A 26,285-nucleotide genomic window follows, 5' to 3' on the forward strand; every position below is an offset into this window, starting at 1 on the left:
CCACACGAACGCAACCGGCCGCCTCCCTCGCGGGCGAGCGGTCTCCCCTCGGGCCGGATCCGCTCCTGCTCGGTCAACTCGAACGCGAGACGGGCGCAGACCGAAATCGCCCCGCCGACCGAAGCCGACGGGGCGATCCCGAGACCCTCCGAGCCGGGCGCTACCGCACGACCGTCAGCGTCCGCGTGGCGACCGTGTCACCTGCCATCGCGCGCACCACGTACACGCCCGGCGCGAGGTCGCCCGCCTCGACGCCCAGGTCGTGCCACCCGGCACCGCGCTCGCCCGAGGCCAGCACCGCCACCCGGCGGCCCACCGCGTCGTACACCGCCACGTCCACCGGACCGGCTTCCGGCAGCCCCACGCGCACCGTCGCCCGGCTCCGCGTCGGGTTCGGACGAGCCGACAGGACCGCCAGCTCGGTCGGGAGCGCCTCCGCCGACGCGCTCGCCGAGGCGGTCAGGGAGCCTGCCGACACGAACGTCAGCGGGTCGATCAGCGCCGTCGGGAACGTCCCGTCGTCGGCCGTCGCCTTGACCGAGAGCCGGTACTCGGCGCTCGGGTCGAGGTCCGTCGGGACCGACCACGTGTAGGTCCCCGTGTTGGTCGTCTGCGCCACGAGCCGGTTCGGCGGCCCGTTCGTCAGGTCCACCAGCAGGATCCGGATCGCGTTGCCCGCGGCCACGCCGACGGTCTCCCACGTGATGTCGACGTCGGCGCCCATCGCGATCACGTCCTCGTCGGCGGGCGCGAGCACGTCGACCGACGGCAGCGGCGTGTCGAGCACCTGGAACGGCGCGCTGCGGCCGAAGAACGTCGGGTCGGCGAGCGAGGTCACCTCGGTGCGGCACACGTCGTAGGCGCCGAAGGTGGCCGGGAGCGTGGCGCTGGCCTGGCCGTCGTTGGCCGTGTTCGCGTAGCGGATCCAGCGGTCGCGGCCGTCGCAGACGAGCGCGAGGCGGACGTTGCCGGTGGGCACCGTCGTCTCGTCCCAGAACCACTTGATGACGTCCTGGAGGCCGTAGCGGGCCGGGCTGAAGCCGGTCGCGAGGTCGAGCTTGCGGGTGGTCACGCCGCCGACGCCGTCATCGGTGACGACGAACGGGGCCGAGACGGCCGCGCGCGACGGATCGGCGACCGAGGCCACCTCGACGGTGCAGCCGGCGGCCTGGTCGTCGACGCCGCCGTGGGTGCCGAGGCTGACGGGGACGGCGAAGCCGGCCTGGCCGTCGTTGGCGGTGGAGGCGTAGCGGACGAAGGGGGCCTGTCCGGGGCAGAGCACCGAGACGCGAACGTTTCCGGCCTCCAGCGTCGGGTCGAGGGTGGTCCAGGCGACGTTGACGGCATCGCCGTGGGCGAAGGCACCGAGCGCGGCCGGACCCATCACGGCATAGGAGTCCGGGGTCGGCGGCGTCAGCGGCGTGCCCGCCTCGTCGGCACCCAGGTAGACGTAAGACGTCGAGCGCGTGTCGCCGTCGATGTCGTCGGTCACGTCGGCCAGGGGGAGCGCGCCGAGGGCCTGGTCTCCGTCGGAGGCGCCGTCGAGGTGGAGGTCGCCGGCTGCGGCGTCCGCGAACGTCACGGGCACGCTCACCGAGTTGGAGCCGAAGCCGGTCCCGGCCTGGTAGGCCGCGAGGTCGGCGTAGTCGGTCCCGTTCCAGCTCGCCAGGACGGGGCCCGATGTGACGAGGTCGTTCGGGCCGAGCGCGGTGAACTCGCCGCCGTCGTCGACGGAGAGGACCCGGCCGCCGCCCTCGTGCACGAGGATGTTGTTGACGAGTTGGATGTTGGTCCCGTTCGCGCCCGCGCTCCGGAAGACGCCGGGGGCGGCCGCGTCGAGGGCCCGGATGGTGTTGTGCGCGAACCGGGCGTGGTCCACGTCGAGGATCACGACGCCCTGGTCACCGCCGGTGAGGAACGAGTTGGTGACCGAGACCGGGTCGGCGAAGGTGCCGCTCTGTGCGTTGAGGTTGATCGCGTAGCTCGCCAGGCCGCTCGTGCCGGAGAGTTGGATGCGCGCCCGGTCGATCGCGGCCCCCTGTCCGTCCTCCAGCACGATGCCGTCGGCGTTGGCCTGCGCGCTGGTGATCTCCACGTCCGAGATCGTCACGTCGTCGTGCTCGATGAGGCGGATGCCCGCAGCGCGGAGGTCGACGAAGGTGCTGTTGGTGACGGTCGTGCCGGAGGAGGGGCCACCGTTCAGGTAGACCCCGTAGGCGCCGCCGTCGAAGAAGCCCTGATCGACCCAGAGGTTCGTCGTGGTCGCCGTGGCGCCGCCGATGAGCGCGGCCTCGCTGGACGCCGAGCCGGAGACGCCGAACCCGCCGAAGAAGGGGAGGCGGAGGTCGTCGACCTCGCCCTCGAGGCGGAGCGCCTGGCCGTGGCCGCCGGTCCCGCCGGTGAGGTCGATGAACATGTACCCGATCGTCACGTGGTCCGCGCCCTCGACGCGGATGGCCCCGTTCGAGGCCGCGTCGGTCGGGCTGTACGCGTACTGGTTGGCCGGGACGTAGGGCAGGACGACGAGGCGCTGGTCCTCGGCGGCCCCGTCGAACGGGCGGACCGTGACGGGGAACCCGCCGAAGTCGTCGTGGAACCGGAGCGTGACGTTGTCGCTCACGCCGAGGTAGTGGACCGCGTCGAGGCCCTCCTGGAGCGTGGCGAAGTCCTCGGCCGGGAAGCCCGGCGGCGGCGTGCCGACATCGTAGGTCCCCGCCAGCGGCGCGAGCTCGGTGGCCTCGTCGGCGCCGATGGTCGGGTTGAAGACGCTGCGGAGCTCGCCGTCGAAGTCAGCGAGAATGCCGGTGCCCGGCACGCCCGCGAGGCGGGGGTCGCCGTCAGAGGTGGCGCCCAGATGGAGATCGCCCTGGCCGGCGTTCTGGAAGGCCACGTTGAAGGAGCGCGAGCGCGCGTCGAGGCCCGAGGCCGCCTGCCATGCGGCGAGATCCGCGTAGTCCGTCCCATCCACGGTGACGAGCGCCGGGCCGGTCACCGTATGGTAGACGTTGCCGTCGGCCGCGAGGAGGTTGCCCACCTCGAACAGCTCGAGGGCCGGGCCGCTGGTGGCGCTCTTGAGGACGTTGTTGGTCAGCTCCACGACCTCGTCGCTGCTGCCGACGACCCAGAGCGGCGTCGCGTTCGTGCCGCTCGCGTAGAGCGAGTTGTGGATGATGCGGATGCCCGTGACGCCCGTCCCGAGCAGCACGGGGCGGTCGGCGCGGACGAAGTTGTTCGCGAGGAGGGCGACGCCGGACGCGTCCGCATCGGAGCCGTCCATGTGCACGCCGAAGCTGCGGATCCCGGTCAGGGCGATCTGGTTGCCGGTGATCGCGAACCCCTTGTTGTATCCGATATAGATCGCCTGCAGGTCGTCGTCGGACCCCGAGAACGTGTTGCCGTCGATCACGACGCCGTCGGGCTGGCTCACGTAGAACCCGTACCGCGTCTGGTTCTCGAAGGTGTTGTCGGAGATCGCCCAGTCCTCGTTGACCGTCGCGTTGAACGGGCCGTCGAGGGCGTGGATGCCGGCCCAGCCGCCGGTGAACGTGCTGCCGGAGACGGTGAGCCGGTCGTGGCCGTCGCCGTCGCTCCAGACGAGGGCCCGCTCGTCCGTTCCCCCGACGAAGGTGGAGCCGATGAACGTCGAGTTCAGGATGCTCACGTCGTCGGCGCCGAGCCCGTCGACCCCCAGGTCGAGCTCGAGGATGCGGCCGTCGACGCCCGCCGCGCTCGCGTCGAAGATGAGGTTGTTCAGCTCGACGTGGTCGAGGCCGCGCAGGCGGAGCGTCCAGTTGGTGCCCGAGGCGGCGCCCGAGACCAGCACCGGCTTGTTGCTCGGGTTGGCGCCGCGGATCGCGAGGAGCGCCGAGGCGGGGTCACTCGCCGCCGGGCCGACGCGGATCGTGGGGGGCAGCGACTCGCGGAACGTGAACGTGCCGGGCCGGATGCGGAACGTGACCGGGCCCTTCATGCCGCGCGCCTTGAGCGCGTCGAACGCCTCCGCCGGGTCGAGGAAGGAGGGCGACGAGCCCGCGACGGCGTAGAAGCCGCTCGGCGCGTCGGCGTTGTCGAGCGGCGGGAGCGGCGTGCCCTCGTCGGCGCCCATCTTCGGGTTGTAGCCGTCACGCGCGTCGCCGTCGATGTCGGTGGTGACGGCGGCGAACGGGACGCCGATCAGGGACAGGTCGTCGAGGGAGGACCCGCCGAGGTGGAGGTCCGGGGTGCCCGGCGGCGGGTCGGCGAAGGTGACCGCGACGGCGATGGAGTTGGCGTCGAGGCCGGTCGCGGACTGGTAGGCGCTCAGCGTCGAATAGCCGGAGCCGCCGAAGCCGATGTAGGTGCCGCCGACCGACGAGTAGAGGTTGTTGGTGTCGGAGGCCTCGATCTGGCCGCCCGGCGCGCGGAGCGCGAACCCGCCCGCGTCGTCGATCAGGAGGTTGTTGGCCAGGACGACGTCGTTGACCGGGGCACCATCTTCGACGAAGAGGGCGGATGCCGAGGTCGCCCCCTGTGCGATGATGGCCGTGTTGTGGACCACGTCCACGTCGCCGTACTGGAGGTAGATCGCCGCCGTGCCGTCACTCCGCAGCGCGACGGTGTTGTTCGCCATCAGCCGCTGCGTGCCCGACGTCGACCCGAGCCAGATGCCGACGTCACCGATGGAGAGATCGACCTCGTTGCCCGTGATCTCGACCGGCTGAGGCGCCGACGCCGAGCTCCACACGTAGATGCCGCGGTAGCTCGCATTCGACGCGGCCCACGAGGACACCTGGTTGCCGTCCACGATGGCACCGCTGCCTGTGATCTCAATGCCGCGCTCGGTCTGAGACGCGAACGTGCTCCCACTGACGGTCGTGCGGGCGTTGAACGGCGTCAGGCTGTCGTTGAAGTCGAGGCCGACGTAGCCGTGCGTGAAGGTGCTGCCGGTGACGGTGTTGTCGTCGTTGGCGGTGTTGTCGGCCCAGAGGAGCGAGCCCGTGTCGGCGCTGGCGCCCGTGATGCCCGTGAAGGTGCAGTTGCTGAGGGTGTTGTGCGTGGCCTCGTTCTCGAACGTCACGAGGCGCCCGTAGGTGGCGCCGACGGCCTCGAATGTGATGCCGGCGAACGACACGTAGTCGGCCCCGTTGAGGCGGACCACCCAGTTGGTGCTGCTGCCCACCCCCGAGGCTCGCCACACAGGGCTGGCGGCGAGCGGAGCGCTCCGCGTGAAGGTGACCATGTCGTCCGCCGCGCCGAGGCGGGGGAAGCTGGAGATGGTGACCTGCTCGTCGTAGGTGCCGGGGCGGATCTGGAACGTCACCGGCCCCGAGGTGCCGAGCGCGTTCAGGTCGGCGACGGCGGCCGAGATCGTGGAGTAGTTCGGGAGAGCCCCGCCGACGGTGTAGGTCCCAGAGAGTTGGGCCGAAGCCGGGAGGGCGAGCACGACCGCGAGTGCGGCGAGGAGAAGCGAACGGAGCATCGAAGTGGGGAGGAGGGTCCACCCCTCCGTGCGAGGTCTCAGACCGGCGAGTATCACCGACCCCCACTTTTTTCTCCAGGTCGGCCCGTCGCGGGCCGCGGGCGGGTGTGCCTGCCCGGAAGGTCCCCCCTCGCGTCGCGTGCCGGAGGAACAGAGGTCGGCTAGCTTCACGAGCGCGTCCCGCCTCTCCCTCTGTGCCCGTCCTCCCGTCCCGCTGGCCCGCCTCCCACCTCGGGCTCTGGGGCGGCGCGGCGCTCCTCGGCGCCCTGCTGCTCCTCCCCCCGCCGGACGGCCTTGACGCGACGGGATGGCGAACGGCCGTCGTGGGACTGGTGATGGCGGTCTGGTGGATGACCGAGGCGCTGCCCATCGCGGCGACCTCGCTGGTGCCGCTGGTCGCGTTCCCGGTCCTCGGCATCGGGTCCATCGCCGACACGTCGGCGCCGTACGCGCACCCGATCGTGCTGCTGTTCCTGGGCGGCTTCCTGCTGGCGAAGGGCATGGAGCGGTGGGGCCTCCACCGGCGAATCGCGCTGGCCATCCTGGACCGTGTCGGCGGGGCGCCGCGGCGGGTGCTGGCGGGCTTCATCGCGACGGCCGGGCTGCTGTCGATGGGCCTCTCGAACACGGCCACGGCGGTCATGATGCTGCCCATCGCGGCGTCGGCCGCCGCTGCCCTCCGCGAGGACGGCCCGGCGACGCCATTCGACGCGACGCTGCTGCTCGCGGTCGCCTACGCGTGCTCGGTCGGCGGGACGGGCACCCTCATCGGGACGCCGACGAACGCGCTCCTGGCGGGCTTCATGAGCGAGACGGCGGGGGTCGACCTGTCGTTTGCGGGCTGGCTTGTGCTCGGTCTGCCGTTCGCGATGCTCGGCCTGGGGGTGGTCTATGCGGTGCTTCTGCGGGTGCCCCACGGCGTCGCGCCGGTGACGCCCGAGCGCGCGGCGGCGTTCGCGGGCTGGGTGCGCGGGGCACGCGCCGCCCTCGGCCCGGCGTCCGCCCCGGAGCGGCGCGTGGGCGCGGTGTTCGGCGCGGTCGCCCTGCTGTGGTCGACGCGGCCTCTGTGGGACGGCGCGGTGCCCGGCGCCAGCGACGCGGGCATCGGGTTGCTCGGCGCCCTCGTGCTGTTCGCGATGCCCGCCGGGGCCGCCTCGGGCGACGTGCGGGAGCGCCTGCTCGACTGGCCGACCGCGGCGACGATCCCGTGGGGCGTGCTGCTGCTGTTCGGCGGCGGCCTCGCGCTGGCGGGCGCCGTCGATGCATCCGGGCTGGCCGCGTGGATCGGGGGTCGGCTGGCCGTCGTCGGCGCGCTGCCGCCGCTGCTGGTCGTCGGCGTGGTGGTGACGACGGTCGTGCTGCTGACCGAGCTGACCAGCAACACCGCCACGGCGGCGGCCTTCCTGCCGGTCCTGGCCGCTCTCCCCTTCGCAGGCGACCCATTCGTGCTGCTCGTCGCGACGACGTTCGCGGCCTCGTGCGCCTTCATGCTGCCGGTTGCGACGCCCCCCAACGCCATCGTCTTCGGCAGCGGGCGGATCGAGATGGGCCAGATGATGCGCGCGGGCGCGGTGCTGAACGTCCTGTTCATCGTGCTCGTGACGGCGTGGTGCGCGGGCGTGGTGCCGCTGCTGGTAGGCTGGGTGATGTAGGCGATCTGAAGGCAGCCTTCCCCGGACTGGCTGTCCACTCCGCCTCTCCTACCCCCATCCGGGGAGGCCCCGGGCGCTCGGCTGCCGTAGGCTCGGAGGCAGACTCCCCCCTGTGCCGATGCGCGTCTTCTCAGTCGTCCCCCTCGCACTCATCCTCTCTGCCTGCGCCGGGTCGCGACCCGAGGCGGCCGGGCCTACGCTCACCGCGCCAGGCACCGTGCTCGCCTACCGCGTCACAGACGCGCCCGCCACGTACCCGTTCGTCGTCACGGTGACGCAGAACGACGCGGCGGGCACGGCCTTCGCGTACGACCTCGCCGACGGGCAGAGCGCCGGGACGGTGCGCATGAGCGCGGCCGCGCGGGACAGCGCGCCGGGTGGGATGCTCAACGCTTTCGGCAGCGAGGACTACGACCTCACCGACCGCACCTCGGTGTGGATGGCGCGCGACGACGCACGGCGCTTGCAGGCGGGAGAGCAGGTCACCATCCGCGACGGCGAGGGCGGCTACACGTTCGAGATCGTCGGGTGCGACATGCCGTTCGCCGTGGCCGGTGCCGGGACCGTCGCCACGTGCCGCTACACGTCCCCCGCCGACCCCGAGGCGATCGCTGCCTACCAGGACCTCTGCGACGAAGGAGACGCCGACTCCTGCGCCGAGGCGGAGGCCCTCGCCCGCGACGGCGCCGCCTACATCGTCGCCCTCGACGACGCCGACGAGCCGCTCATCCTCGACATGCAGACGGCCGAGTTCCGGGTCACGCTCCAGGGCGTGGAGTAGTCCCCGCACGGCCGCACCGCGTCAGCCGGGGTCGGCGAGCACCCGCTCGGCCAGCCGATGCGGCGCCCGGTCGGCGGGGTCGAGCCGCGCGACCGCGTCGGCGAGCGCCTCGGCCCGACCGTCGGCCCAGAAGGTGCGGCGCCAGCGGCCCTCCACGAGGCGCCGCACGCGGCGACGGAGGCGGTCGGCCCGGACGGCGTCCCAGCGGTCCGCCAGCGCGTCGCGGTGGGCGTCGAGCGCGACCACGAGGCCGTCCACGCCATCGCCCTGGAGCGCCGACGCCGTCACGACGGTGGGCTGGGCGCTCCCCTCGGGCCGCAGGTGGAGCATCCCGCGGAGCGCCTTGACCAGCCGCGGCGCCTCCGGTTTGTCGGCCTTGTTGACACAGAACACGTCGGCGACTTCCATCAGCCCGGCCTTCATGGCCTGGACCGCGTCTCCGGACTCCGGGACGAGCACCACGAGCGTCGTGTCGGTGGTCTCCGCCACGTCGATCTCGCCCTGCCCCACACCGACGGTCTCGACCAGGACCACGTCGTAGCCCGCCGCGTCGAGCACGTCGCAGGCCGCCTCGGCCGCCTCGGACAGGCCGCCGAGGGCCCCGCGCGCGGCGAGGCTGCGGACGAACACGCCGTCGTCCTCCGCGTGGCCGTCCATCCGCACGCGGTCGCCCAGCAGCGCGCCGCCGGTGAACGGGCTCGACGGATCCACGGCGACGACTGCTACTGTCTGCCCTCGCTGGCGGAAGGCCGTCACCAGCCGGTCCGTCAGCGTCGACTTGCCCGCGCCCGGCGGCCCCGTAATGCCGACCCGCCACGCGGCGCCGGTGTGCGGGTAGAGCGCGTCCACCAGCGCGTCGGCGCCGGGCAGGCCGTTTTCGACGTGCGTCAGCGCGCGGGCGACGGCGCGGCGCTGGCCAGCGAGCACGGAGGGGGCGAGGGAGGCGGCGTCCATGCCACAAGATCGCCCGCCCCGGGCTGCCCGTGCGGGCTCCGAGGCGGGCGGAGGAAGACGCGCCGTCGGGTCAGTTCCGGTCGCTCACCGAGACCTCGTGGCCCAGCTCGCTGATGCCCAGCACGCCATCGACGTACTGCGAGGACTCGCCGTAGACGCCCACCCAGACCGTGTACCGGCCCCGCGACGGGTTCACGACGGTCAGCGCGGGGTTGAGGCCCTCGCCCGAGTCGTCGTCGCAGTGGTAGCGGCCGTTCGGGTCGCGCACGACGAGGTTGATGTCGGTCGTCGACGCTGCACTGAACGTCAGATCGAACGAGCTCGGGTCGTACGTGATCACCGCATCCGGGCGGAGGCCGATGTAGCCGACGCAGCCGGGGCCGGTCAGCGGATTGTCCTGCGCGCCGCCCGGCGTCACGTTCATCGTCCGTGGGTCGCCCGAGAAGCCGTGCTCCAGCGTCATCGAGCCCGCGTACGGGTTCTCATCCCAGCCAGGGATCTCGGTGGACGACACCCGGAGCGGGGTCGGGCGGGCGGTGTCGGAGCCGCTGTAGCCCTGGCCCGCACGGCCGCGGTCGCTCATCGAGACGGCGTTGCCGACCTCGCTGACGCCCATCACGCCGTCCACGTACTGCGACGACTCGGCGTAGACGCCCACCCAGACCGTGTACTGACCCCGCGACGGGTTGTCGATGGTCAGCATCGGGTTGAGGCCGTCGCCGGAGTCGTCGTCGCAGTAGTAGCGGCCGTTCGGCGCGCGGACCACCAGGTTGATGTCGGTCTCGGACGCTGCGCTGAACGTCAGGTCGAACGAGCTCGGATTGTACGTCACCACCGCGTCCGGCCGGTAGCCGATGTAGCCGACGCAGCCGGGGCCGGTCAGCGGGTTGTCCTGCGCGCCGCCCGGCGTCACGTCCATCGTGCGCGGGTCGCCCGAGAAGCCGTGCTCCAGCGTCATCGAGCCTGCGTACGGCGACTCGTTCCACCCCGGGATCTCGGTCGACGAGGACGAGCGGACCGGCGCCGGGGTGGTCGTGCGGGCCGACCCCGAGTCGGTGTAGCCCTGGCCCGAGCCGCCCTGATCGCCCATCGAGACCGCGTTGCCGAGTTCGCTGATGCCGAACACGCCGTCCACGTACTCGCCGGACTCACCGTAAACGCCCACCCAGACCGCGTAGCGTCCGCTGCGGGGGTTCGAGACCGTCAGCATCGGGTCAAGGCCGTCTCCGGAGTCGTCGTCGCAGTAGTAGCGGCCGTCGGGCGCGCGGACCACCAGGTTGATGTCAGTGTCCGAGGACGCGCTGAACGTCAGATCGAACGAGCCCGCCGAGTAGTTCACCACCACGTCCGGCCGGTAGCCGATGTAGCCGACGCAGCCGGGGCCGTTGAGGGGGTTCGCCGAGGCGCCGCCGGGCGTGACGTCCACCACGCGGGGGTCGCCGGAGAAGCCCGAGCGGAGCGTGAGCGTCTGCGCGTAGGGCTCCTCGTTCCAGCCGGGCGCCTCCTGCGCCGAGAGCGCGGGGGCGACCAAGAGGCCGAGGAGAAGGAGGAGGACAGGTCCGATCCGTGTCGTCATGGGTGTCGGGGTCAAGTGCAGGTACAGCCGGAGTCTACCGTGAACGCCGTCCCCCCGCCCTCCCCTCCGCCGGGGACCTCCATCGGCACGCCCGGGAATCGCTCTCCCGGCAGGCTCTCCACCACCCGAAGGAGACCGATCCCGGGCAGGAGTCGCTCTCAGGCGCCGCCACTCTCCATCCCCCATCCTCCATCTGCCCCCCTCCGCCCGCCTAGCTTTCTGGCCTCGACACCCCTCTACCCATGGCCGACGCCCGCCTCCCCCTCACCGACGCGCCCACCCACGGCGACCGCACGCACACCTGCGGCGCCCTCCGCGAGTCCGACGCCGGGCAGACGGTCGTCCTCAAAGGCTGGGTGGACCAGCGCCGCAACTTCGGCGGGCTCAACTTCATCGACCTCCGCGACCGCTACGGCCTCACGCAGCTCGTCTTCAGCCCCGAGCTGAATGCCGAGCTGGCCGACCTCGCCGAGCGGCTCCGTGGCGAGGACGTGATCTCGGCCAAGGGCGAGGTCCGCGTCCGCGAGCGCAAGAACCCGGAGATGGCGACCGGCGATGTGGAGGTCTACGTCACCGACGTCGAGGTGCTGGCCCTCTCCGCGACGCCGCCGTTCGTGGTGTCCGAGAACGACCCCAAGGCGACCAAGCCCGGCGAGGACCTGGCGCTGAAGTACCGCTACCTCGCGCTCCGCCGGTCCCAGCTCCAGCGCAACATGATGCTGCGCTCCGACCTCTACCAGAGCGCGCGGAGCTACTTCCACGCGAACGACTTCGTGGAGGTCGAGACGCCGGTCCTGATGAAGTCGACGCCGGAGGGCGCGCGCGACTACCTCGTGCCCAGCCGCGTCCACCCCGGCCAGTTCTACGCGCTCCCGCAGAGCCCGCAGACGTACAAGCAGATCCTGATGGTGGCGGGCATGGACCGCTACGTCCAGATCACGAAGTGCTTCCGCGACGAGGACCTGCGCGCCGACCGCCAGCCGGAGTTCACCCAGATCGACGTCGAGATGACGTTCGCGACCGAGGAGATGATCTACGGGCTCGTCGAGGGGCTCGTGGCGCAGATCTGGCGCGACACGCGCGGCATCGAGATCCCGACGCCGTTCGCGCGGATGCCCTACGCCGAGGCCATCCGCCGCTACGGCTCCGACAAGCCGGACCTCCGCTTCGGCATGGAGATCGCCGACGTGTCGGACGCCGTCCGCGGCTCGGACTTCAAGGTGTTCGAGTCCATCCTAGACGACGGCGGCGCGGTGGTCGCGATCCGCGTCGAGGGCGAGGGCGAGCGCGGGCGCAAGCCGATGGACAAGCTCGACAAGGACATCGTCCGCAAGCAGATCGGCGCGGGCGGCCTGTTCTACGCCAAGCTCCCCGCCGACGGCTCCGACTTCAGCCAGTCGGTCAAGGACGAGGTGTTCGGGCGCGACAAGATGCAGGCCGTGATCGACGCCGTGGGTGCCGAGGCGGGCGACCTCGTGCTCGTGCTGGCGGGCACCGCGCCCAAGGTGTTCGAGCAGATGGGCGACCTTCGCCTCCACATGGCGAAGGAGACCGGCCTCGTCCCCGAGGGCGCCGACGGCCCGTGGGAATTCCTCTGGGTCACCGACTTCCCGCTCCTGGAGTGGGCCGAGGGCGAAGACGGCGAGCCCGGCCGCTGGCACGCCATGCACCACCCGTTCACGGCCCCGACCGGCGAGGACATCGCCAAGCTGGCGACCGACCCCGGCGCGGTCCGCAGCCAGGCCTACGACCTTGTGCTCAACGGCTCCGAGATCGGCGGCGGCTCCATCCGCATCCACCGCTCGGACGTGCAGTCCCGCATGTTCGAGCTGCTCGGCATCTCCGAGGAGGAGGCGCAGCGCCGCTTCGGCTTCCTGCTGGACGCGCTCAAGTACGGCGCCCCGCCCCACGGCGGCATCGCGCTGGGCCTCGACCGGCTGGTGATGCTGCTGACCGGCGCGACCTCGCTCCGCGACGTGATCGCGTTCCCCAAGACGCAGCAGGCCACGGAGTTGATGTCGTCCGCCCCGGACGTGGTCGACCCCGAGCAGCTCGCCGAGCTCCACATCGCGACGGTCGGCAAGGCGTCGAGCGTCGAGACGACGACCCCGCTCGCCTCGGACCCGACCTGACCGACCCCCCGGGTCCCCCTGCCCGCCTCGGCACCGAGGCGGCGGAGGTCAAGCCCGACCGCCCGCTTCGCGCGTGACGTGGCCGTCCGCCAGCCGGTAGACCGCGTCGACGCGGTCGAGGATCGAGTCGTCGTGGGTGACCATCAGCAGCGACCGGCCGCGCTCGCGCGTGAGGCGCTCCAGCAGGTCGAGGATGCGGGCGCCCGTGCGGGCGTCGAGATCGCCCGTCGGCTCGTCGGCCAGGACCAGACCCGGGTCGTGGGCCAGGGCCCGCGCGATGGCCACGCGCTGCTGCTCGCCGCCTGAGAGGCGGTCCGGAAAGGCGTCGCCGCGGTCGGCCAGCTCGACCTCTTCCAGCAACGCCTGCGCGCGCGCCTCGGCGTCCGGCGCCCCGTCCAGGTCGAGCAAGAAGCGGACGTTCTCGGCGACCGTCAGCGTCGGGACGAGGTTGTAGAACTGAAACACGAACCCGACGTGGCGGCGGCGGAAGAGGGTCCGGTCGCGCTCCGAGAGCGCGCCCAGCGAGACGCCGTCCACGACGACCGTGCCCGCGTCCGGCGCGTCGATGCCCGAGACGAGGTTGAGGAGCGTGCTCTTGCCCGCGCCGCTCCGCCCGACGAGCGCGCCGACGAGCCCGCGCTCCATCCCCAGGTCCGCGCCCTTCAGCACCTCGCGCATGGCGTCGCCTTCGCGGTAGCGCTTCACGACGCCGCGCAGGTCGAGCACGAGGCCGCCTGCCTCGGGAGCCGGGTCGGGGGAGTCAGCGAGGCGGGAGGAGTCGGTCATCGGTCCGGGGAGAGGCTCGTCCGACGCCGTGCGCCCGGCGGGGTTGCCGCCTCCCAGCCCGGCCCCCGTCTCCAACGACAACACCCCCGGACTCGGGTGCCGGGGCACCGTCGTCCGGGGGCGGGCGGGGCGAACGGACAGGCAGCCCCGCGCCTCGGCGGTCGCTACCGGACCGCCGAGAGGTGGTCGCCCACGCGGAGCGTGTGGACGCGGCCGTCGGCCTCGCGCTCGAAGGCGAGCGGCTGGTCCTGGGCACGGTACGTGTCGGCCCCGGTCGCCTGGGCGGTGCCGACGATCACCGGGCTGAGGCCGCGCGTGATCGTGACGAGGTCGCCGGACTCGTCCCAGACGAACGACGCCCACTCGGCGCCGCGCTCGAAGAGCATCTGGACGAGCGTCACCGGCCGGCCGTCGGTCTGCTCGAACGTCCCGATGACGCTCCCCGCGACGACGGCGCCGCGACCGCGGACGAGCGCCGCGCGGTAGGCTGCGAAGGACGCCGCGGCGACCTCCCGCTGGCTCGGGCGGACGGCCTGCACGATCGTGGCGAGATCGTCGAGCGTCCAGGAATCGAGGAGGGCTTCGGTGCGGGCGTCGAGGGCGGCGTCGGTCGTGGCGAGGGGGGCCAGCGCCGAGGCGATCTCGGCACCGTGCGCCACGATCACGAGGCCGCCGCGGGCGTCGCGGACCTCGACCATGCCGCCGTCGGTGGCGTAGAGCCCCGCATAGGCCGTGCGGCCAGGAGCCTCGATGGTGTGGGCCGCGACCGGCGCGGACGCGAGTTGGACCTGCGCCGTGGCGAGGGGCGCGAAGGCGGTCAGCGCGGCGAGGGAGAGGGCGAGGGGCGTGACGGGAGGCATGGAGGTGTGGGCTGGTGTGACCCCACATTCGGGAGATGCCGCCGTCCAGTTGTCACGCGCTCGTGAGCGTCCGTCACGGACCACCACCGTCGTGTCACCGGTCGTCACCGGGGACCGACAGGCCGCGCGCAGCGGCGGCGGCGGGCGTCATCAGCGCGACCGGTCCCTCGTGGATGCCGCCGTCCAGCGGACCATCGAAGACGCGGACCGCGATCACGTTGTCGCCCTCCCGAAGCACCGATGCCGGGACGCGGTACACGCGCTCGATCTGCCACTCGTGCCCCTCCACAACGCCCCCCTCCACGTCGCCCGTCGCGCCGACGAGCACGCCGTTCACGAACGTCTGGTCGAGGTCGTCGATGCGGCCGAGGACGAGGACGAGATCCTGCGCGGCATCCGCGACCGAGAGCGGGACCCTCGTTCGGTACCACGCGAGGCCGCCGAGGCCGCGGAAGCCCTGCGGCTCCCACGTGCCCGGCACCCGGATCGACGTCCAGGTGCGGTCGTCGGTGGCGGGGTCGGCGTTTCGAGGGTCGTCGCCGGGCGAGAAGCGCCAGTCGCCCGCGAGGTCGGCCACGGGGGGAATGCGCTCCGGGTTGCGCGCTGTCGGCACCGCCAGGGCGACCGGCCCTTCGAGGATGCCGCCCTCCAGCCCGGCGTCGTACACGCGAACGGTCAGGTCGTTGGGCGCGTCGCGGCGGAGGAGCTCCGGCGGAATGCGGTACGTCCGGAAGCCGAAGTAGGCCGTCTTGTAGTACGGCGGCATCCGCCCGCTCCCGCCGATGCGCGTCCCGTTGAGCCACACCTCGTCGGCGTCGTCGATGCGGCCGAGGAGCAGGAAGGGCGGCTCCATGCGGACCACGTCGGCGGTCTTGGCGTCGAGCGAGAACGAGGTCCGGTACCACGCGAAGCCGTCGTAGCCGGGGTAGCCCTGGTCCTCCCAGGCGCCGGGCACGCGGATCGGCGCCCAGCTGCTGACGTCAGCGGAGTCCGGGACGTCCCCGAGGCGGGCCTCCCAGGCGCCGGACAGGTCGAGCAGCGTCGTCCAGTCCTCGGGCGAGGGCGGCCGGGCGGCGTCTGCATGGAGGGCCCAGTCCTTCGTGTCGCGCTCGAAGGCCTGGCGCCCGCGCTCGGCGAGGTAGTAGACGACCCCGGTGACGGCGACCGACACGACGAGGGTAAAGAGCAGGGTCAGGAGGAGGCCGCGCTTCATGGCAGGAACTTGTAGCCGACGCCGTGGACCGTCACGAAGTGGCGGGGGCGGGCCGGGTCGGGCTCGGCCTTCTGGCGCAGCTTGAGGACGAAGTTGTCCACGGTGCGGGCGGTCGGCGCCACGTCGGTGCCCCAGACCTCGTCCAGCAGTTCGTCGCGGGTGACGACGGCGCCGGGGCGGGCGACGAAGTGGCGCAGGACCTCCACTTCCAGGTGCGTCATCGGCGTGTCGTCTCCGTCGGAGGTGGCGGTGTACGAGCCGAGGTCCACGCGGAGGCGGCCCACCTCGATCACGTCGCGGGCGGGGCCGCGCGTCGCCTCGGCGCGGCGGAGGACCGCCCGGATGCGGGCCAGCAGCTCGCCCAGCCCGAACGGCTTCGTGACGTAGTCGTCGGCGCCGAATTCGAGGCCGCGGACGGCGTCGAACTCCTCCGCCTTGGCCGTCAGCAGGATCACCGGCGTGCGGACGCCCGCGGCCCGCGCCTCGCGCAGCACGTCGAAGCCGGACCGCTTCGGCATCATCACGTCGAGGACCACCAGCCGGTACGTGCCGCCGAGGACCTTCGCCAGCGCCTCCTCGCCGTCGGCGGCTTCCTCGACGGCGTAGCCCTCGAACTCCAGGTTGTCGCGGAGCCCCTCGCGCATGGCGCGCTCGTCGTCGACGATCAGGATGGGCAGGTCAGGCATGGGTCGGGAGGGCGATCTGAAACACGCTGCCGCCACCCTCGCGGGTGCGGACGGCGGCGGCCCCGCCGTGGGCGACGGCGATGCGGCGGACGAGGGCGAGGCCGAGGCCGGTGCCCTTGGCGGTGTGGACGAGCCCGTCTGCGCTCTCGGGCTGGACGCGGACGAACGGGTCGAAGACGCGCTCGCGGTCCGCCACGGGGATGCCCGGGCCGCGGTCGGCCACCTCGGCGACGGCGTGCCCTCCTTCGGCCCGGACCGACACCTCCACCGGCCCCGCGCCGCCGTACTTGACGGCGTTGTCGAGCAGGTTGACGAGCGACTCCGCGAGTGCGTCGCGGTCGCCGAGAACGGGCAGCGGGCCGTCGGCCGGGCGGACGGTCAGCGTGCACCCCTCGCGCTCGACGACGGCGCGATACCGCTCGGCGATCTCCCCGACGAGCCCGCCGAGGTCAAGGGGCTCGCGGGCGATCTGCACGGTGCCGCGCTCGAAGCGGCTGAACTGGAGCACGTTGCCGACGAGGCGGCTCAGGCGCTCGGCCTCGGCGACGAGCGTGGCGTAGTAGCGTGGCTTGCGGTCGTCCGGCACGCGACCCTCGGCCAGCGACTCGGCGTACATCCGGATGAGCGCCAGCGGCGTCCGCAGTTCGTGGCTCACGTTCGAGACGAAGTCCTCCCGGAGCCGCGCCACCTCGACCTCGCGGCGGACGCCCCGCCACGCGAACCACGCGCCCGCGCCGAGCACCAGCGTCACGCCGCCGAACAGCACCAGGCTCTGGAATGCCCGTCGCTGGAGCGCTTCTTCCACTGATCCTGCGCCCGCGCGGGCGCCGACGGAGGTCGCGGGCAGCAGCCACAACGGCCGCTGGCGCTCGACGTCCGCCCAGTCGAGGTCGGTCGTCCCGACGGGCTCGCCGCCGCGGAACACGCCCAACGCGACGCCTCCCCGGCCGACCTCCCGGAGCTTCGGCATTACCACGGCCGAGACGAACGGGTCGGGGTCGATCACCATGCACAGCACGCGCGGCGGGCCGATCGCGTCGCGGCTGCTGGCGCCGTCGGCAACGAACACGAGGCCGAGCCGACCGCCGGGCAGCGTTGCGGGCTCCAGCTTGCGGTAGCCCTGCTGGTTCTGCGCCACGAGGCGCCGGATGGACGGCAGGCCGATGGCCTCCGCGAGGACCAGCGTGGTGTCGGCGGCCTCGCCGGGCAGCGTCAGCACCTGCTGCGTGGCCAACGCGGTGTCCGCGACGACGACGGCGCGCACGCCCGGACGCTCGGTCAGGAACTCCATGACGGGGCCGGGCAGCAGGTCGGTCGGTGCCCCCTCGGCGCGAATCCAGGCCAGTTGCTCGGCCCACGACGAAGCCACGTCCCAGGCGCTCTGGTTGACCGAGAAGAGGAGCCCGTCGAGTTGCCCATCGCGGATCTCGGCGAGCTGCGCCTCGCTCTCACTCTGCACGAGACCCTGCAGCACCGCGAACGCCACCGCGGGCACGATGGCGAGGGCGAGCAGGGCGCCTGCCAGCTGGCGAAGCGCGCGGGGAGAGGTCGGGGTCACGGCTCGAAACTAGCCGGACGCCCGCGCACGCCTGTCAGGCCGAGGTCCCGGGTTGTCACGAGATGTCACCGGGGAAGCACACACGGGACCGACGAGGGTCCACGCCGCGCCTCTGCGGAGGCATCTTGCGGCCGCCCCCTCCCCCACAGTCCGACATGATCGCCCTCGTTCAGCGTGTCTCCTCCGCCTCCGTCCGCGTCGCCGACGAGGTCGTCGGCGAGATCGGCCCCGGCCTGCTGATCCTGCTCGGCGTGGTGGACGGCGACACCGAGGCGGAAGGCGACTGGCTGGCCGATAAGGTGGCGCGTCTCCGCATCTTCCCCGACGCCGACGGTAAGATGAACCGCTCGGTGCAGGACACCGGTGGCGAGGCGCTGGTCGTAAGCCAGTTCACGCTCGCAGGCGACACGCGCAAGGGGACACGCCCGAGCTACGTCCGCGCGGCGCGGCCCGAAGTCGCCGAACCCTTGTACGAGGCGTTCGCGGCGGCGCTGTCCGCCCACCTCGGCCGACCGGTGGAGCGGGGCGTGTTCGGCGCCAAGATGGCCGTCGCGCTCGTCAACGACGGCCCGGTGACGCTGTGGCTGGACCGCCCGCCGAGTGCCGGGTGAGCGGTGACGGACGGACCGATATTGAGTCCCGCCCCGTCTCCCCCGCCCCGATGCTCCGTCTGCTTCTCCTCGCCCTGTTCCTCGTGCCCGCGCTGGCGGCCGCCCAGCCCGCGCGCTACGTCGCCACGAACGCGACCGTCTACACCGTCGACGACGACCAGCCGACGGCCGAGGCGTTCGCGGTCGAGGACGGCCGGTTCGTCGCGGTCGGGACAGAGGCGGCCCTGACCGCGGCCTACCCCGACTGGCCCACGCTGGACATGGACGGGCGGACCGTCGTGCCGGGCCTGATCGACGCGCACGCCCACCTGATGGGCCTCGGCGAGGCGCTCCTCCAGGCCGACCTCGTGGGGACGACCTCGCCCGCTGAGATCGTCGAGCGGCTGGTCGCCTTCGCCGCCGACCTGCCCGAGGGCGCCTGGGTCACGGGCCGCGGCTGGGACCAGAACGACTGGGGCGGCGACGGCGCCTTCCCGACCCGCGCCGACCTCGACGCTGCGTTCCCGGACCGCCCCGTCTGGCTCGGTCGCGTGGACGGCCACGCGGGCTGGGCCAACACGGCCGCCCTGCGCGCGGCGGGCATCGACCCGGACGCGCCCGCTCCGATGGCGCCCGAGGGCGGCGCGGTGCTCGTCGACGACCAGGGCCGCCCGACGGGCGTCTTCGTGGATGCGGCGGAGATGCTGGTGGCCGAGGCGATGCCCACGCCCGACCTCGCCTACTACACCGAGGCGCTCACGCGGGCGCTCGCGGAGACCTCGAAGTACGGCCTCACCGGTGTCCACGAGGCGGGCTCCCCGCTGGCCACGTTGCCGCTCTACCGCCAGTTCGCCGCCGACGGCCGCTTCCCGATCCGCAACTACGTCATGATCACGCCGGGCGAGATCGGCGCCTTCTGTGACGCCTACCCCGATGGGATCGGCGAGGACCGCGTGATCGTCCGCTCGGTGAAGGTCTACGCCGACGGCGCGCTCGGCAGCCGCGGCGCCGCCCTCCTGGCAGACTACTCGGACGACCCCGGCAACCACGGCCTCCTCTTCCGCCCCGACGAGGCCGTCGAGGCGACCGTCCGCGCGGCGATGGCCTGCGGGCTCCAGGTCAACACGCATGCCATCGGCGACCGCGCCAACCGGCAGGTCCTCGACGCCTACGAGGCGGCCATCGCGGCCACCGGCGGCGGGCCGGGCCGCCACCGCATCGAGCACTCGCAGATCCTCTCCCTGGACGACATCGCGCGCTTCGCCGCGATGGACATCATCGCCTCCGTGCAGCCGACGCACGCGACCAGCGACATGCCGTGGGCGGGCGACCGCCTGGGGGACGACCGCCTCAAGGGCGCCTACGCGTGGCGGCGACTGCTCGACAGCGGCGCGCGGCTCGCCCTCGGCAGCGACTTTCCCGTCGAGCGCGTCGACCCGCTGCTCGGGTTCCACGCGGCCGTCACGCGTCAGGACGCCGACGGGATGCCCGCGGGCGGCTGGTACGGCAACCAGGTCCTCACCCGCGCCGAGGCCCTGCGCGGCTTCACCCTCGACGCCGCCTACGCAGCCTTCATGGAGGACGAAGTCGGCAGCATCGCGCCCGGCAAGCGCGCCGACTTCGTGGTCTTCTCGCAGGACCTGATGACGGTCCCGCTGGAGGCGATCCTCGACACCGAGGTCGTCGCCACGTACATCGACGGCACACCGGTCTACGAGGCAGAAGACGAGTAGCCCTCCGATGACCCTCCTCGTGCTCGGCGCGTCCGGCGGCTGCGGCCGGTGGCTGTGCCGCCTCGCCCGAGAACGGGGACACCACGTCCGCGCGCTCGTCCGCCCGGCGACGCCCTTCGACGGCGCGGCGGCGGACGAGGTGGTGCGCGGCGACGTGCTCGACCGGCAGGTCCTCGACCGGGCCCTCGTCGGCCGCGAGGCGGTCCTCTCCGCGCTCGGCATCCAGCGGACGGCGCCCTGGAACCCGTGGTCGGCGCTGGCCTCCCCGCCCGACCTCACGACGCGCGTCGCCGAGCACCTCGCGGAGGCGATGCCAGAGCGCGGCGTCGAGCGCATCGTCGCGATCAGTGCGGGCGGCGTGGGGGACAGCGCTCCGCGCGTGCACCCGCTCTTCCGATGGCTGATCGGCCACAGCCAGTTGGCGGCGGCGTACCGCGATCTCTCCGGCATGGAGTCGGTGTTCGCGGCGACGGGCCTCGACTGGATGGCCGTCCGTCCGGTCACCCTCACGAAGGGGCCGGTGACCGGCACGGCCCACGCCGTCTCCCGCTACCGGCTGGCCTCCCGCATCTCGCGGGCCGATGTCGCGACCTGGATGCTCGACGCCGTCGAGACCCCCGGCCCCTTCGGCGAGCGGACGCCCATGATCGCCGCGTAGCACACCGCCCGCCTCGGCGCCGAGGCGGGTGAGCCCACACGCAAAGAGCCCTCGCCCCGACGACGTGCGGGGCGAGGGCTCGGGGCCAGGGACGGCCCGTGCGGTCGCCCATTGGGAGGGGAGGCGACCTCGGACGGTTCGGGAAGGCTCACATTTCCCGACCCGCCCGGTTCCAGACAAGGTGTTCGCCGCGAAGCCCGGAGGTGGTGGGTGGCCCCGTGGCGAACGATCACAAAGTGCGGCTCGGAGGGGCCCCGGACCATGGGGAAGGCGTGGGAGAGACGTGAGGGTTTCCTGAGGGAGCCCCTTCAGATGCCGCCTCCTGCTCCATTCTGGCCCACAGACCCCCGGAAACGTGGCGGCAGACAGGGAGTGGACGTATCGTAGTCCTGCCCGGTGGTAGGGCACGCATCATGGAGCTGCCCCGCCGCGTTGGGTGCTTCGCGCGGTCCGTCAGACACGATCGCGCCCCCTGGACCTTCACCCCCGACGTCAGAGATGGAGCCGGCATCGACCGCCGACCAGCCGACCGTGACCGCCCCCTTCCGCGTGGGCGACTGGATCGCGGAGCCGATGGCGAATCGGCTCACGCGTGGGGACGACGTGCGGCGCGTCGAGCCGAAGGTGATGGAGGTGCTCGCCACCATGGCCGCCCGTCCCGGCGAGACCGTCACCAAGGACGAGTTCATGGCGGAAGTCTGGACCGGCACCGTCGTCACGGACGACGTGCTCGCGCGGTGCATCTCGGAGCTCCGCAAGGCGCTCGACGACAGCGCCCGCAACCCGACCTACGTCGAGACGCTCCGCAAGCGAGGCTACGCGCTGATCGCCCCCGTCGAGCACGGCCTCGACCTCGACCTGACCGCCACGCCGTTCATCGCCACCCCGCAAGGCGACGGGGCCGCGCCGCTGACCGGCCTCGATGTCCGCCGCCCGGTGCTGCCCACGCGGACGCGCCCCGTGGTACTCGTCTGGGGCCTGCTCGCCGTCGCCGTGGTCCTCGTCGGGGCGCTGTGGGCCTACCGCGCCGGACTGGCGGGCGTCCGGCCGCTGGCCTCGGTGCCGGTGACCAGCTTCCCCGGCGACGAGCGGGACCCGGCGCTCTCGCCCGACGGCTCGCGCGTCGCCTTCGCCTGGGACGGCGGGGTGCCGGGCGCGTCCGAGGACGAGCGGCAGTTCGACATCTACGTCCTGCCCGCGACCGGGGGCGGCACCCCGGTTCGTCTGACGATGCAGCCCGCCGACGAGTTGAGCCCGGCCTGGAGCCCCGACGGCTCCCGGGTCGCCTATGTCCGGTGCGGCTCGGGCGGTGAGTGCGGTGTCTACGTGGTCGACGCGGGCGGCGGGCCCGAGGAGTCGCTCGTGACTTCCGACGACCTCGCCATCACCGACCTCGTCTGGAGCCCGGACGGCTCCCGGCTCGCCTTCTCCGGGCGCCGTGGGAGGCAGGGCGCCTTCAGCCTCCACCTGCTGCCGCTCGACGGCTCGCCTCCGCAGCGCCTCACGGCCCCCGCCTCGACGTATCCCGGCGACCTCGGCCCGGCGTTCTCGCCCGACGGCCAGCGCCTCGCGTTCGTGCGGACGGAGCTCGACGGCCGCCAGGACGTGGCCGTGGTGACGGTCCAGGGCGGGCGCGTCCGACGGCTGGCGCGCGAGCAGAAGGGCGTCACCGGGCTCGACTGGACGCCCGACGGCGAGGAGGTCATCTACGCGGCCAACCGCGACGGCGCGGCGGGCCTGTGGCGGGTCGGGCTGGAAGGCGGCGACCCCCGCTGGGTGGCCCTCGGCACCGACGGCGGCGAGATCGCCGGGCCCTCGGTCGGGCGCGCCGGCGGCCTCGCCTTCGCCCGCCAGCTCGTCCGCTCCCAGCTCGTGGCCGTCAGCGCCGACGGCGCCGAGCGGGCCGTGGCTGCCTCCACCCGCGACGACCGTCAGCCGACGGTGGCGCCCGACGGCTCCCGTGTCGCCTTCATCTCGACGCGCTCCGGCAGCCACGAGGTCTGGGTCGCCGAGGCGGACGGGACCGGCGCCCGGCAGCTGACCGCCTTCGGCGGCGCCCGCGTCAGCGGCCCCCGCTGGAGCCCCGACGGCCGCACGCTCGTCGTCTCCGCACGAGCCGACGGCGACGCCGACGTGTTCCTCGTCCTTCCCGACGGCACCGTCCGCGCCCTCACCGACTCGGACGCCGACGACGTGGCTCCGACGTGGTCCCGCGACGGCGAGGCCATCTACTTCGCGTCGAACCGCGGCGAGACGTGGCAGATCTACCGCGTGCCCGCCAGCGGGGGCGACGCCGAAGCGGTGACCGTCGGGGGGGGCGTGGCTGCGGCCGAGGCGCCCGGCGGCGGCCTGCTCGTCATCCGCCCGACCCGCCGCGGCCTCTGGCGGCTCCCGGTCGTCGACGGTGAGATCCGCGATGTGCGGGCCGAGCAACTCGCCGTGAACCTCTCCCCTGCCGACTGGGCCAACTGGAGCGTCGTGGGCGATGCCGTGTACGTGATGGAGCGGCGCTACGACCGCGCCGCGACGATCGTCCGCCTGGACCCCGCCACCGGCGACCGCGAGACCGTCGCCGCTGTCGCCGACGTGCCCGAGGACTCCGGCCTCGGCGTCTTCCCGGGCGGCTCCCGGATCCTCCTCTCCCGCCTCGACCGCGCCGACAGCGACGTGGTGCTGGTCGAGGACTTCCACTGACGGCGACGATCAGGAGGCGAGAGGAGGGAACCCTCCCTGGCGTCGACGCTATCCTCAGCCCCCGCCGCCCGCCGCCATGGAGTCCGCCATCCCGTACGATTCGACCGCCTGGTACGTGGTGATGCTGATGGCCGGGCTGGCCGTCGGCGTGGCCGTAGCCATCGCGCGGACGATCTTCCGGAAGGACGACTGATGGCCCTGACCGACGGGTTCGGGCGCCCGCACACGACCCTCCGCCTCGGGCTGACCGAGCGCTGCAACCTCCGCTGCGTCTACTGCATGCCTGCCGAGGGCATCCCGCTGACGCCCACGCGGGCGATGCTGACCACCGACGAGATCGAGCGGCTGGCGCGTGTGCTCGTCGGCACCGGCGTCGACAAAGTGCGGCTGACCGGCGGCGAGCCGCTCGTGCGCAAGGACGCCGTCGAGGTGACCGAGCGCCTGGGCCGCCTCGGCCTCCGGTCGCTCGCCCTCACCACCAACGGCCTGCTGCTCGAAGACCGCCTCCCCGCCCTCCGGGCCGCCGGACTGACGGACCTGACGGTCTCGCTCGACACGCTCCGCGCCGACCGCTTCCAGGAGATCACCCGCCGCCCCGGCCTCGACACCGTCCTCGGCGCCCTAGACACGGCGCTCGGCCTCGGCTACGCCATCGACGGGCCTCGGTCGCTGAAGGTCAACGTCGTGGCCATGAAGGGCGTCAACGAAGACGAGGCGGCGGACTTCGCGGCGTGGGCGGCACGCGCGCCCATTGAGGTCCGTTTCATCGAGGTGATGCCGTTCGACGGCAACGGGTGGGACCGGACGGAGCTGGTGCCGTGGACCACGACGCGCGCCGCCATCGAGGCCGTCCACGGCCCGCTGACGCCGCTCGACGACGCGCCCAGTTCGACGGCGCGGACGTTCACGCGGCCCGGCTGGCGGGGGCGCGTCGGCTTCGTGGCGAGCATGACGGCGCCGTTCTGCGCGGGCTGCACCCGCCTCCGCATCACGGCCGACGGCGCCCTCAAGGTGTGCCTGTTCGGCGCTCGCGAGCTCAGCCTGCGGGATGCCCTCCGGTCCGGCGCGACCGACGCCGAGGTGGTCGCCCTCGTGACCGCCGCGCTGGCGGGCAAGGCCGCCGCCCACGCGGGCATGGACGTCCTCGCGGCGACCGACAACCGGCCCATGATCACGATCGGAGGCTGAGGGGCCAGAGGCCGCGGCTCCGAGCACGTTCCGGGTCCCCCTGTCGGCCTCGGCGCCGAGGCAGGCGCACCTTCTGCTCGTCCACCCGGAACAGCCCAACCCGTTCGCGCCGTCCGTCTATCTTGCCATGCGTCCCCCCGCCGCTCCCATGACCGAAACCCCCACCCTCAGCCACGTCGACGACCAGGGCCAGGCCCGCATGGTCGACATCAGCCACAAGGCGTCGACGGCGCGGACCGCGGTCGCGGCGTGCCGGGTGCTCGTCGGTGCCGAGGCGCTGCACCTCATCCGCGAGAACGAGATCCGCAAGGGCGACGTGCTCACGGTGTCCAACGTCGCGGGCGTGCTCGGCGCCAAGCAGACGAGCCGCCTGCTGCCGCTCTGCCACGACGTGGTGCTCCAGAACGTCGAGATCGAGTTCGAACTGGACGAGGCGTCGGGCGCCGTGGACATCCGCGCGATCACCAAGACGGTCGGCCCGACGGGCGTCGAGATGGAGGCGCTGACGGCTGTGACCGTCGCCGCGCTGACGGTCTACGACATGTGCAAGTCGGTCACGAAAGAGATCGAAATCACGGCCGTCCGCCTGCTCGCCAAAAGCGGCGGCCGGAGCGGCGACTACCGCCGACCGAGCGGTCCGCGCAACAACTAGCGGCCCCTCCGGCGTACGCCCGGTCCCGCATCCCTGCTTCCCATGAACGAACTCGTCGGCGTCGGCAGCCTCATCATCATCCTCGGCTCGGTCCTCTTCGCGATCGTGCTGCTGTACTTCGTGCCGGTCCGCCTGTGGATCACGGCCATCTTCTCGGGGGTCAAGCTGGGCCTCTTCCGCGACCTCGTGGGCATGCGGCTGCGGAACGTGCCGCCGTCGGCCATCGTGGGGCCGCTCATCACGGCCCACAAGGCGGGCATCCCGGTGCAGGTCGCGCTCCTCGAAGCGCACTACCTCGCGGGCGGCCACGTCCAGCAGGTCGTCAACGCGCTCATCTCGGCCGACAAGGCCAACATCGACCTCTCGTTCGAGCGGGCGACCGCCATCGACCTGGCGGGCCGCGACGTGTTCGAGGCGGTCCAGGTGTCGGTCAACCCGAAGGTGATCACGACGCCGCCGATCTCGGCCATCGCCAAGGACGGCATCCAGGTGCGCGCCATCGCGCGGGTGACCGTACGCGCCAACATCGAGCGGCTGGTCGGCGGTGCGGGCGAGGAGACCATCATCGCCCGCGTCGGCGAGGGCATCGTGTCCACGATCGGCTCGTCGGCCACGCACGCGCAGGTGCTGGAGAACCCGGACAACATCTCGAAGACGGTGCTCTCGAAGGGGCTCGACAACGGCACGGCCTTCGACATTCTCTCCATCGACATCGCGGACGTGGACGTCGGCGAGAACATCGGGGCGAAGCTCCAGACCGACCAGGCCGAGGCCGACCTCCGGGTCGCACGGGCCAAGGCCGAGGAGCGCCGCGCGGCGGCCGTCGCCTCCGAGCAGGAGCAGCGCGCCAACCTCGTCGCGGCCGAGGCCGAGATCCCGAAGGCGATGGCCGAGGCCTTCCGCCAGGGCAACCTCGGCATCATGGACTACTACAACCTCCGCAACATCGAGGCCGACACCGAGATGCGGACGGCCATCGGCGGCGGTCCCAAGGGCACCGAGCAGCAGAGCTGATCGCCGTAGCCCTCATGGCTCCACACACGAACGCCCGGCCGACGGTCCAATCCGTCGGTCGGGCGTCGTGCTGTGCCGTCCCGAGCATGGGTCCTGTCCG

Annotated in this window: 18 protein-coding genes; 10 read left to right on the forward strand and 8 right to left on the reverse strand. The window is 72.8% G+C overall.

Features of this window, described 5'->3' with window-relative positions:
- Positions 1-160: 160 nt before the first annotated feature.
- On the reverse strand, positions 161-5,458 hold the full coding sequence (locus tag B1759_RS04955; protein WP_095513922.1) for a right-handed parallel beta-helix repeat-containing protein: 5,298 nt from the start codon (positions 5,456-5,458) through the stop codon (positions 161-163).
- Positions 5,459-5,652: 194 nt separating this feature from the next.
- On the opposite strand from B1759_RS04955, the gene B1759_RS04960 reads away from it, so the two are divergent.
- On the forward strand, positions 5,653-7,110 hold the full coding sequence (locus B1759_RS04960; protein WP_095513923.1) for a DASS family sodium-coupled anion symporter: 1,458 nt from the start codon (positions 5,653-5,655) through the stop codon (positions 7,108-7,110).
- A 118-nt stretch (positions 7,111-7,228) separates the two neighbouring features.
- Positions 7,229-7,891 carry a hypothetical protein gene (locus B1759_RS04965; protein ID WP_095513924.1) on the forward strand — a complete coding sequence of 221 codons (663 nt, stop codon included), beginning with the start codon at positions 7,229-7,231 and terminating at the stop codon, positions 7,889-7,891.
- A gap of 21 nt (positions 7,892-7,912) precedes the next feature.
- On the opposite strand, the gene meaB is transcribed toward B1759_RS04965, so the two are convergent.
- Positions 7,913-8,845 (reverse strand): methylmalonyl Co-A mutase-associated GTPase MeaB, encoded by a 933-nt coding sequence (meaB, locus tag B1759_RS04970; RefSeq protein WP_095513925.1) that lies wholly within the window; start codon positions 8,843-8,845, stop codon positions 7,913-7,915.
- 70 nt (positions 8,846-8,915) lie between these two features.
- Complete coding sequence (locus B1759_RS04975) at positions 8,916-10,421, reverse strand: hypothetical protein (RefSeq protein ID WP_095513926.1); 1,506 nt, start codon at positions 10,419-10,421, stop codon at positions 8,916-8,918.
- Between the two features lie 242 nt (positions 10,422-10,663).
- Here B1759_RS04975 and aspS point away from each other — a divergent pair, with 242 nt between their 5' ends.
- A complete protein-coding gene (gene aspS, locus B1759_RS04980; protein WP_095513927.1) occupies positions 10,664-12,553 on the forward strand; it encodes an aspartate--tRNA ligase in 1,890 nt (629 codons plus the stop codon).
- Positions 12,554-12,601: 48 nt separating this feature from the next.
- Here aspS and B1759_RS04985 read toward each other — a convergent pair whose 3' ends face one another.
- The 5 genes from B1759_RS04985 to B1759_RS05005 form a co-directional block, all read right to left on the reverse strand.
- Positions 12,602-13,339: an ABC transporter ATP-binding protein gene (locus B1759_RS04985; RefSeq protein ID WP_095513928.1), complete on the reverse strand. Its 738-nt coding sequence runs from the start codon at positions 13,337-13,339 to the stop codon at positions 12,602-12,604.
- A 164-nt stretch (positions 13,340-13,503) separates the two neighbouring features.
- Entirely contained in the window at positions 13,504-14,199 is a 696-nt protein-coding gene (locus B1759_RS04990; RefSeq protein WP_095513929.1) for a hypothetical protein, read from the reverse strand.
- 94 nt (positions 14,200-14,293) lie between these two features.
- The gene (locus B1759_RS04995; RefSeq protein ID WP_095513930.1) at positions 14,294-15,412 is read right to left on the reverse strand and encodes a glycoside hydrolase; all 1,119 of its coding nucleotides are present in this window, start codon (positions 15,410-15,412) and stop codon (positions 14,294-14,296) included.
- The gene (locus B1759_RS05000; RefSeq protein WP_095513931.1) at positions 15,409-16,098 is read right to left on the reverse strand and encodes a response regulator transcription factor; all 690 of its coding nucleotides are present in this window, start codon (positions 16,096-16,098) and stop codon (positions 15,409-15,411) included. Before B1759_RS05000 ends, B1759_RS04995 begins: the two co-directional genes overlap by 4 nt.
- On the reverse strand, positions 16,091-17,656 hold the full coding sequence (locus B1759_RS05005) for a cell wall metabolism sensor histidine kinase WalK (protein WP_095513932.1): 1,566 nt from the start codon (positions 17,654-17,656) through the stop codon (positions 16,091-16,093). The genes B1759_RS05000 and B1759_RS05005 overlap by 8 nt, the downstream gene beginning before the upstream one ends.
- A 155-nt stretch (positions 17,657-17,811) precedes the next feature.
- On the opposite strand from B1759_RS05005, the gene dtd reads away from it, so the two are divergent.
- The 7 genes from dtd (at position 17,812) to floA (ending at position 26,185) form a co-directional block, all read left to right on the forward strand.
- Complete coding sequence (gene dtd / locus B1759_RS05010; protein WP_095513933.1) at positions 17,812-18,267, forward strand: D-aminoacyl-tRNA deacylase; 456 nt, start codon at positions 17,812-17,814, stop codon at positions 18,265-18,267.
- 50 nt (positions 18,268-18,317) lie between these two features.
- Positions 18,318-19,979, forward strand: coding sequence for an amidohydrolase (locus B1759_RS05015; RefSeq protein ID WP_095513934.1), 1,662 nt, complete (start codon positions 18,318-18,320; stop codon positions 19,977-19,979).
- 7 nt (positions 19,980-19,986) lie between these two features.
- Positions 19,987-20,637, forward strand: coding sequence for an NAD(P)H-binding protein (locus B1759_RS05020; RefSeq protein WP_095513935.1), 651 nt, complete (start codon positions 19,987-19,989; stop codon positions 20,635-20,637).
- Between the two features lie 531 nt (positions 20,638-21,168).
- The gene (locus tag B1759_RS05025; protein WP_233134386.1) at positions 21,169-23,331 is read left to right on the forward strand and encodes a winged helix-turn-helix domain-containing protein; all 2,163 of its coding nucleotides are present in this window, start codon (positions 21,169-21,171) and stop codon (positions 23,329-23,331) included.
- A 192-nt stretch (positions 23,332-23,523) separates the two neighbouring features.
- Positions 23,524-24,519 carry a GTP 3',8-cyclase MoaA gene (gene moaA, locus B1759_RS05030; protein WP_095513937.1) on the forward strand — a complete coding sequence of 332 codons (996 nt, stop codon included), beginning with the start codon at positions 23,524-23,526 and terminating at the stop codon, positions 24,517-24,519.
- A gap of 148 nt (positions 24,520-24,667) precedes the next feature.
- On the forward strand, positions 24,668-25,171 hold the full coding sequence (gene moaC, locus B1759_RS05035) for a cyclic pyranopterin monophosphate synthase MoaC (protein ID WP_095513938.1): 504 nt from the start codon (positions 24,668-24,670) through the stop codon (positions 25,169-25,171).
- Positions 25,172-25,213: 42 nt separating this feature from the next.
- Positions 25,214-26,185 carry a flotillin-like protein FloA gene (floA, locus tag B1759_RS05040; RefSeq protein WP_095513939.1) on the forward strand — a complete coding sequence of 324 codons (972 nt, stop codon included), beginning with the start codon at positions 25,214-25,216 and terminating at the stop codon, positions 26,183-26,185.
- Positions 26,186-26,285: the final 100 nt, after the last annotated feature.

The organism is Rubrivirga sp. SAORIC476 (assembly GCF_002283555.1).
In the GTDB taxonomy this organism is placed as follows: domain Bacteria; phylum Bacteroidota; class Rhodothermia; order Rhodothermales; family Rubricoccaceae; genus Rubrivirga.

What these genes read in the sequence shown, in the direction of transcription:
- B1759_RS04955 (WP_095513922.1), bottom strand. Translation starts at nt 5,458, where the DNA reads ATGCTCCGTTCGCTTCTCCTCGCCGCACTCGCGGTCGTGCTCGCCCTC.
- B1759_RS04965 (WP_095513924.1), top strand. Translation starts at nt 7,229, where the DNA reads ATGCGCGTCTTCTCAGTCGTCCCCCTCGCACTCATCCTCTCTGCCTGC.
- meaB (WP_095513925.1), bottom strand. Translation starts at nt 8,845, where the DNA reads ATGGACGCCGCCTCCCTCGCCCCCTCCGTGCTCGCTGGCCAGCGCCGC.
- B1759_RS04975 (WP_095513926.1), bottom strand. Translation starts at nt 10,421, where the DNA reads ATGACGACACGGATCGGACCTGTCCTCCTCCTTCTCCTCGGCCTCTTG.
- aspS (WP_095513927.1), top strand. Translation starts at nt 10,664, where the DNA reads ATGGCCGACGCCCGCCTCCCCCTCACCGACGCGCCCACCCACGGCGAC.
- B1759_RS04985 (WP_095513928.1), bottom strand. Translation starts at nt 13,339, where the DNA reads ATGACCGACTCCTCCCGCCTCGCTGACTCCCCCGACCCGGCTCCCGAG.
- B1759_RS04990 (WP_095513929.1), bottom strand. Translation starts at nt 14,199, where the DNA reads ATGCCTCCCGTCACGCCCCTCGCCCTCTCCCTCGCCGCGCTGACCGCC.
- B1759_RS04995 (WP_095513930.1), bottom strand. Translation starts at nt 15,412, where the DNA reads ATGAAGCGCGGCCTCCTCCTGACCCTGCTCTTTACCCTCGTCGTGTCG.
- B1759_RS05000 (WP_095513931.1), bottom strand. Translation starts at nt 16,098, where the DNA reads ATGCCTGACCTGCCCATCCTGATCGTCGACGACGAGCGCGCCATGCGC.
- dtd (WP_095513933.1), top strand. Translation starts at nt 17,812, where the DNA reads ATGATCGCCCTCGTTCAGCGTGTCTCCTCCGCCTCCGTCCGCGTCGCC.
- B1759_RS05015 (WP_095513934.1), top strand. Translation starts at nt 18,318, where the DNA reads ATGCTCCGTCTGCTTCTCCTCGCCCTGTTCCTCGTGCCCGCGCTGGCG.
- B1759_RS05020 (WP_095513935.1), top strand. Translation starts at nt 19,987, where the DNA reads ATGACCCTCCTCGTGCTCGGCGCGTCCGGCGGCTGCGGCCGGTGGCTG.
- moaA (WP_095513937.1), top strand. Translation starts at nt 23,524, where the DNA reads ATGGCCCTGACCGACGGGTTCGGGCGCCCGCACACGACCCTCCGCCTC.
- moaC (WP_095513938.1), top strand. Translation starts at nt 24,668, where the DNA reads ATGACCGAAACCCCCACCCTCAGCCACGTCGACGACCAGGGCCAGGCC.
- floA (WP_095513939.1), top strand. Translation starts at nt 25,214, where the DNA reads ATGAACGAACTCGTCGGCGTCGGCAGCCTCATCATCATCCTCGGCTCG.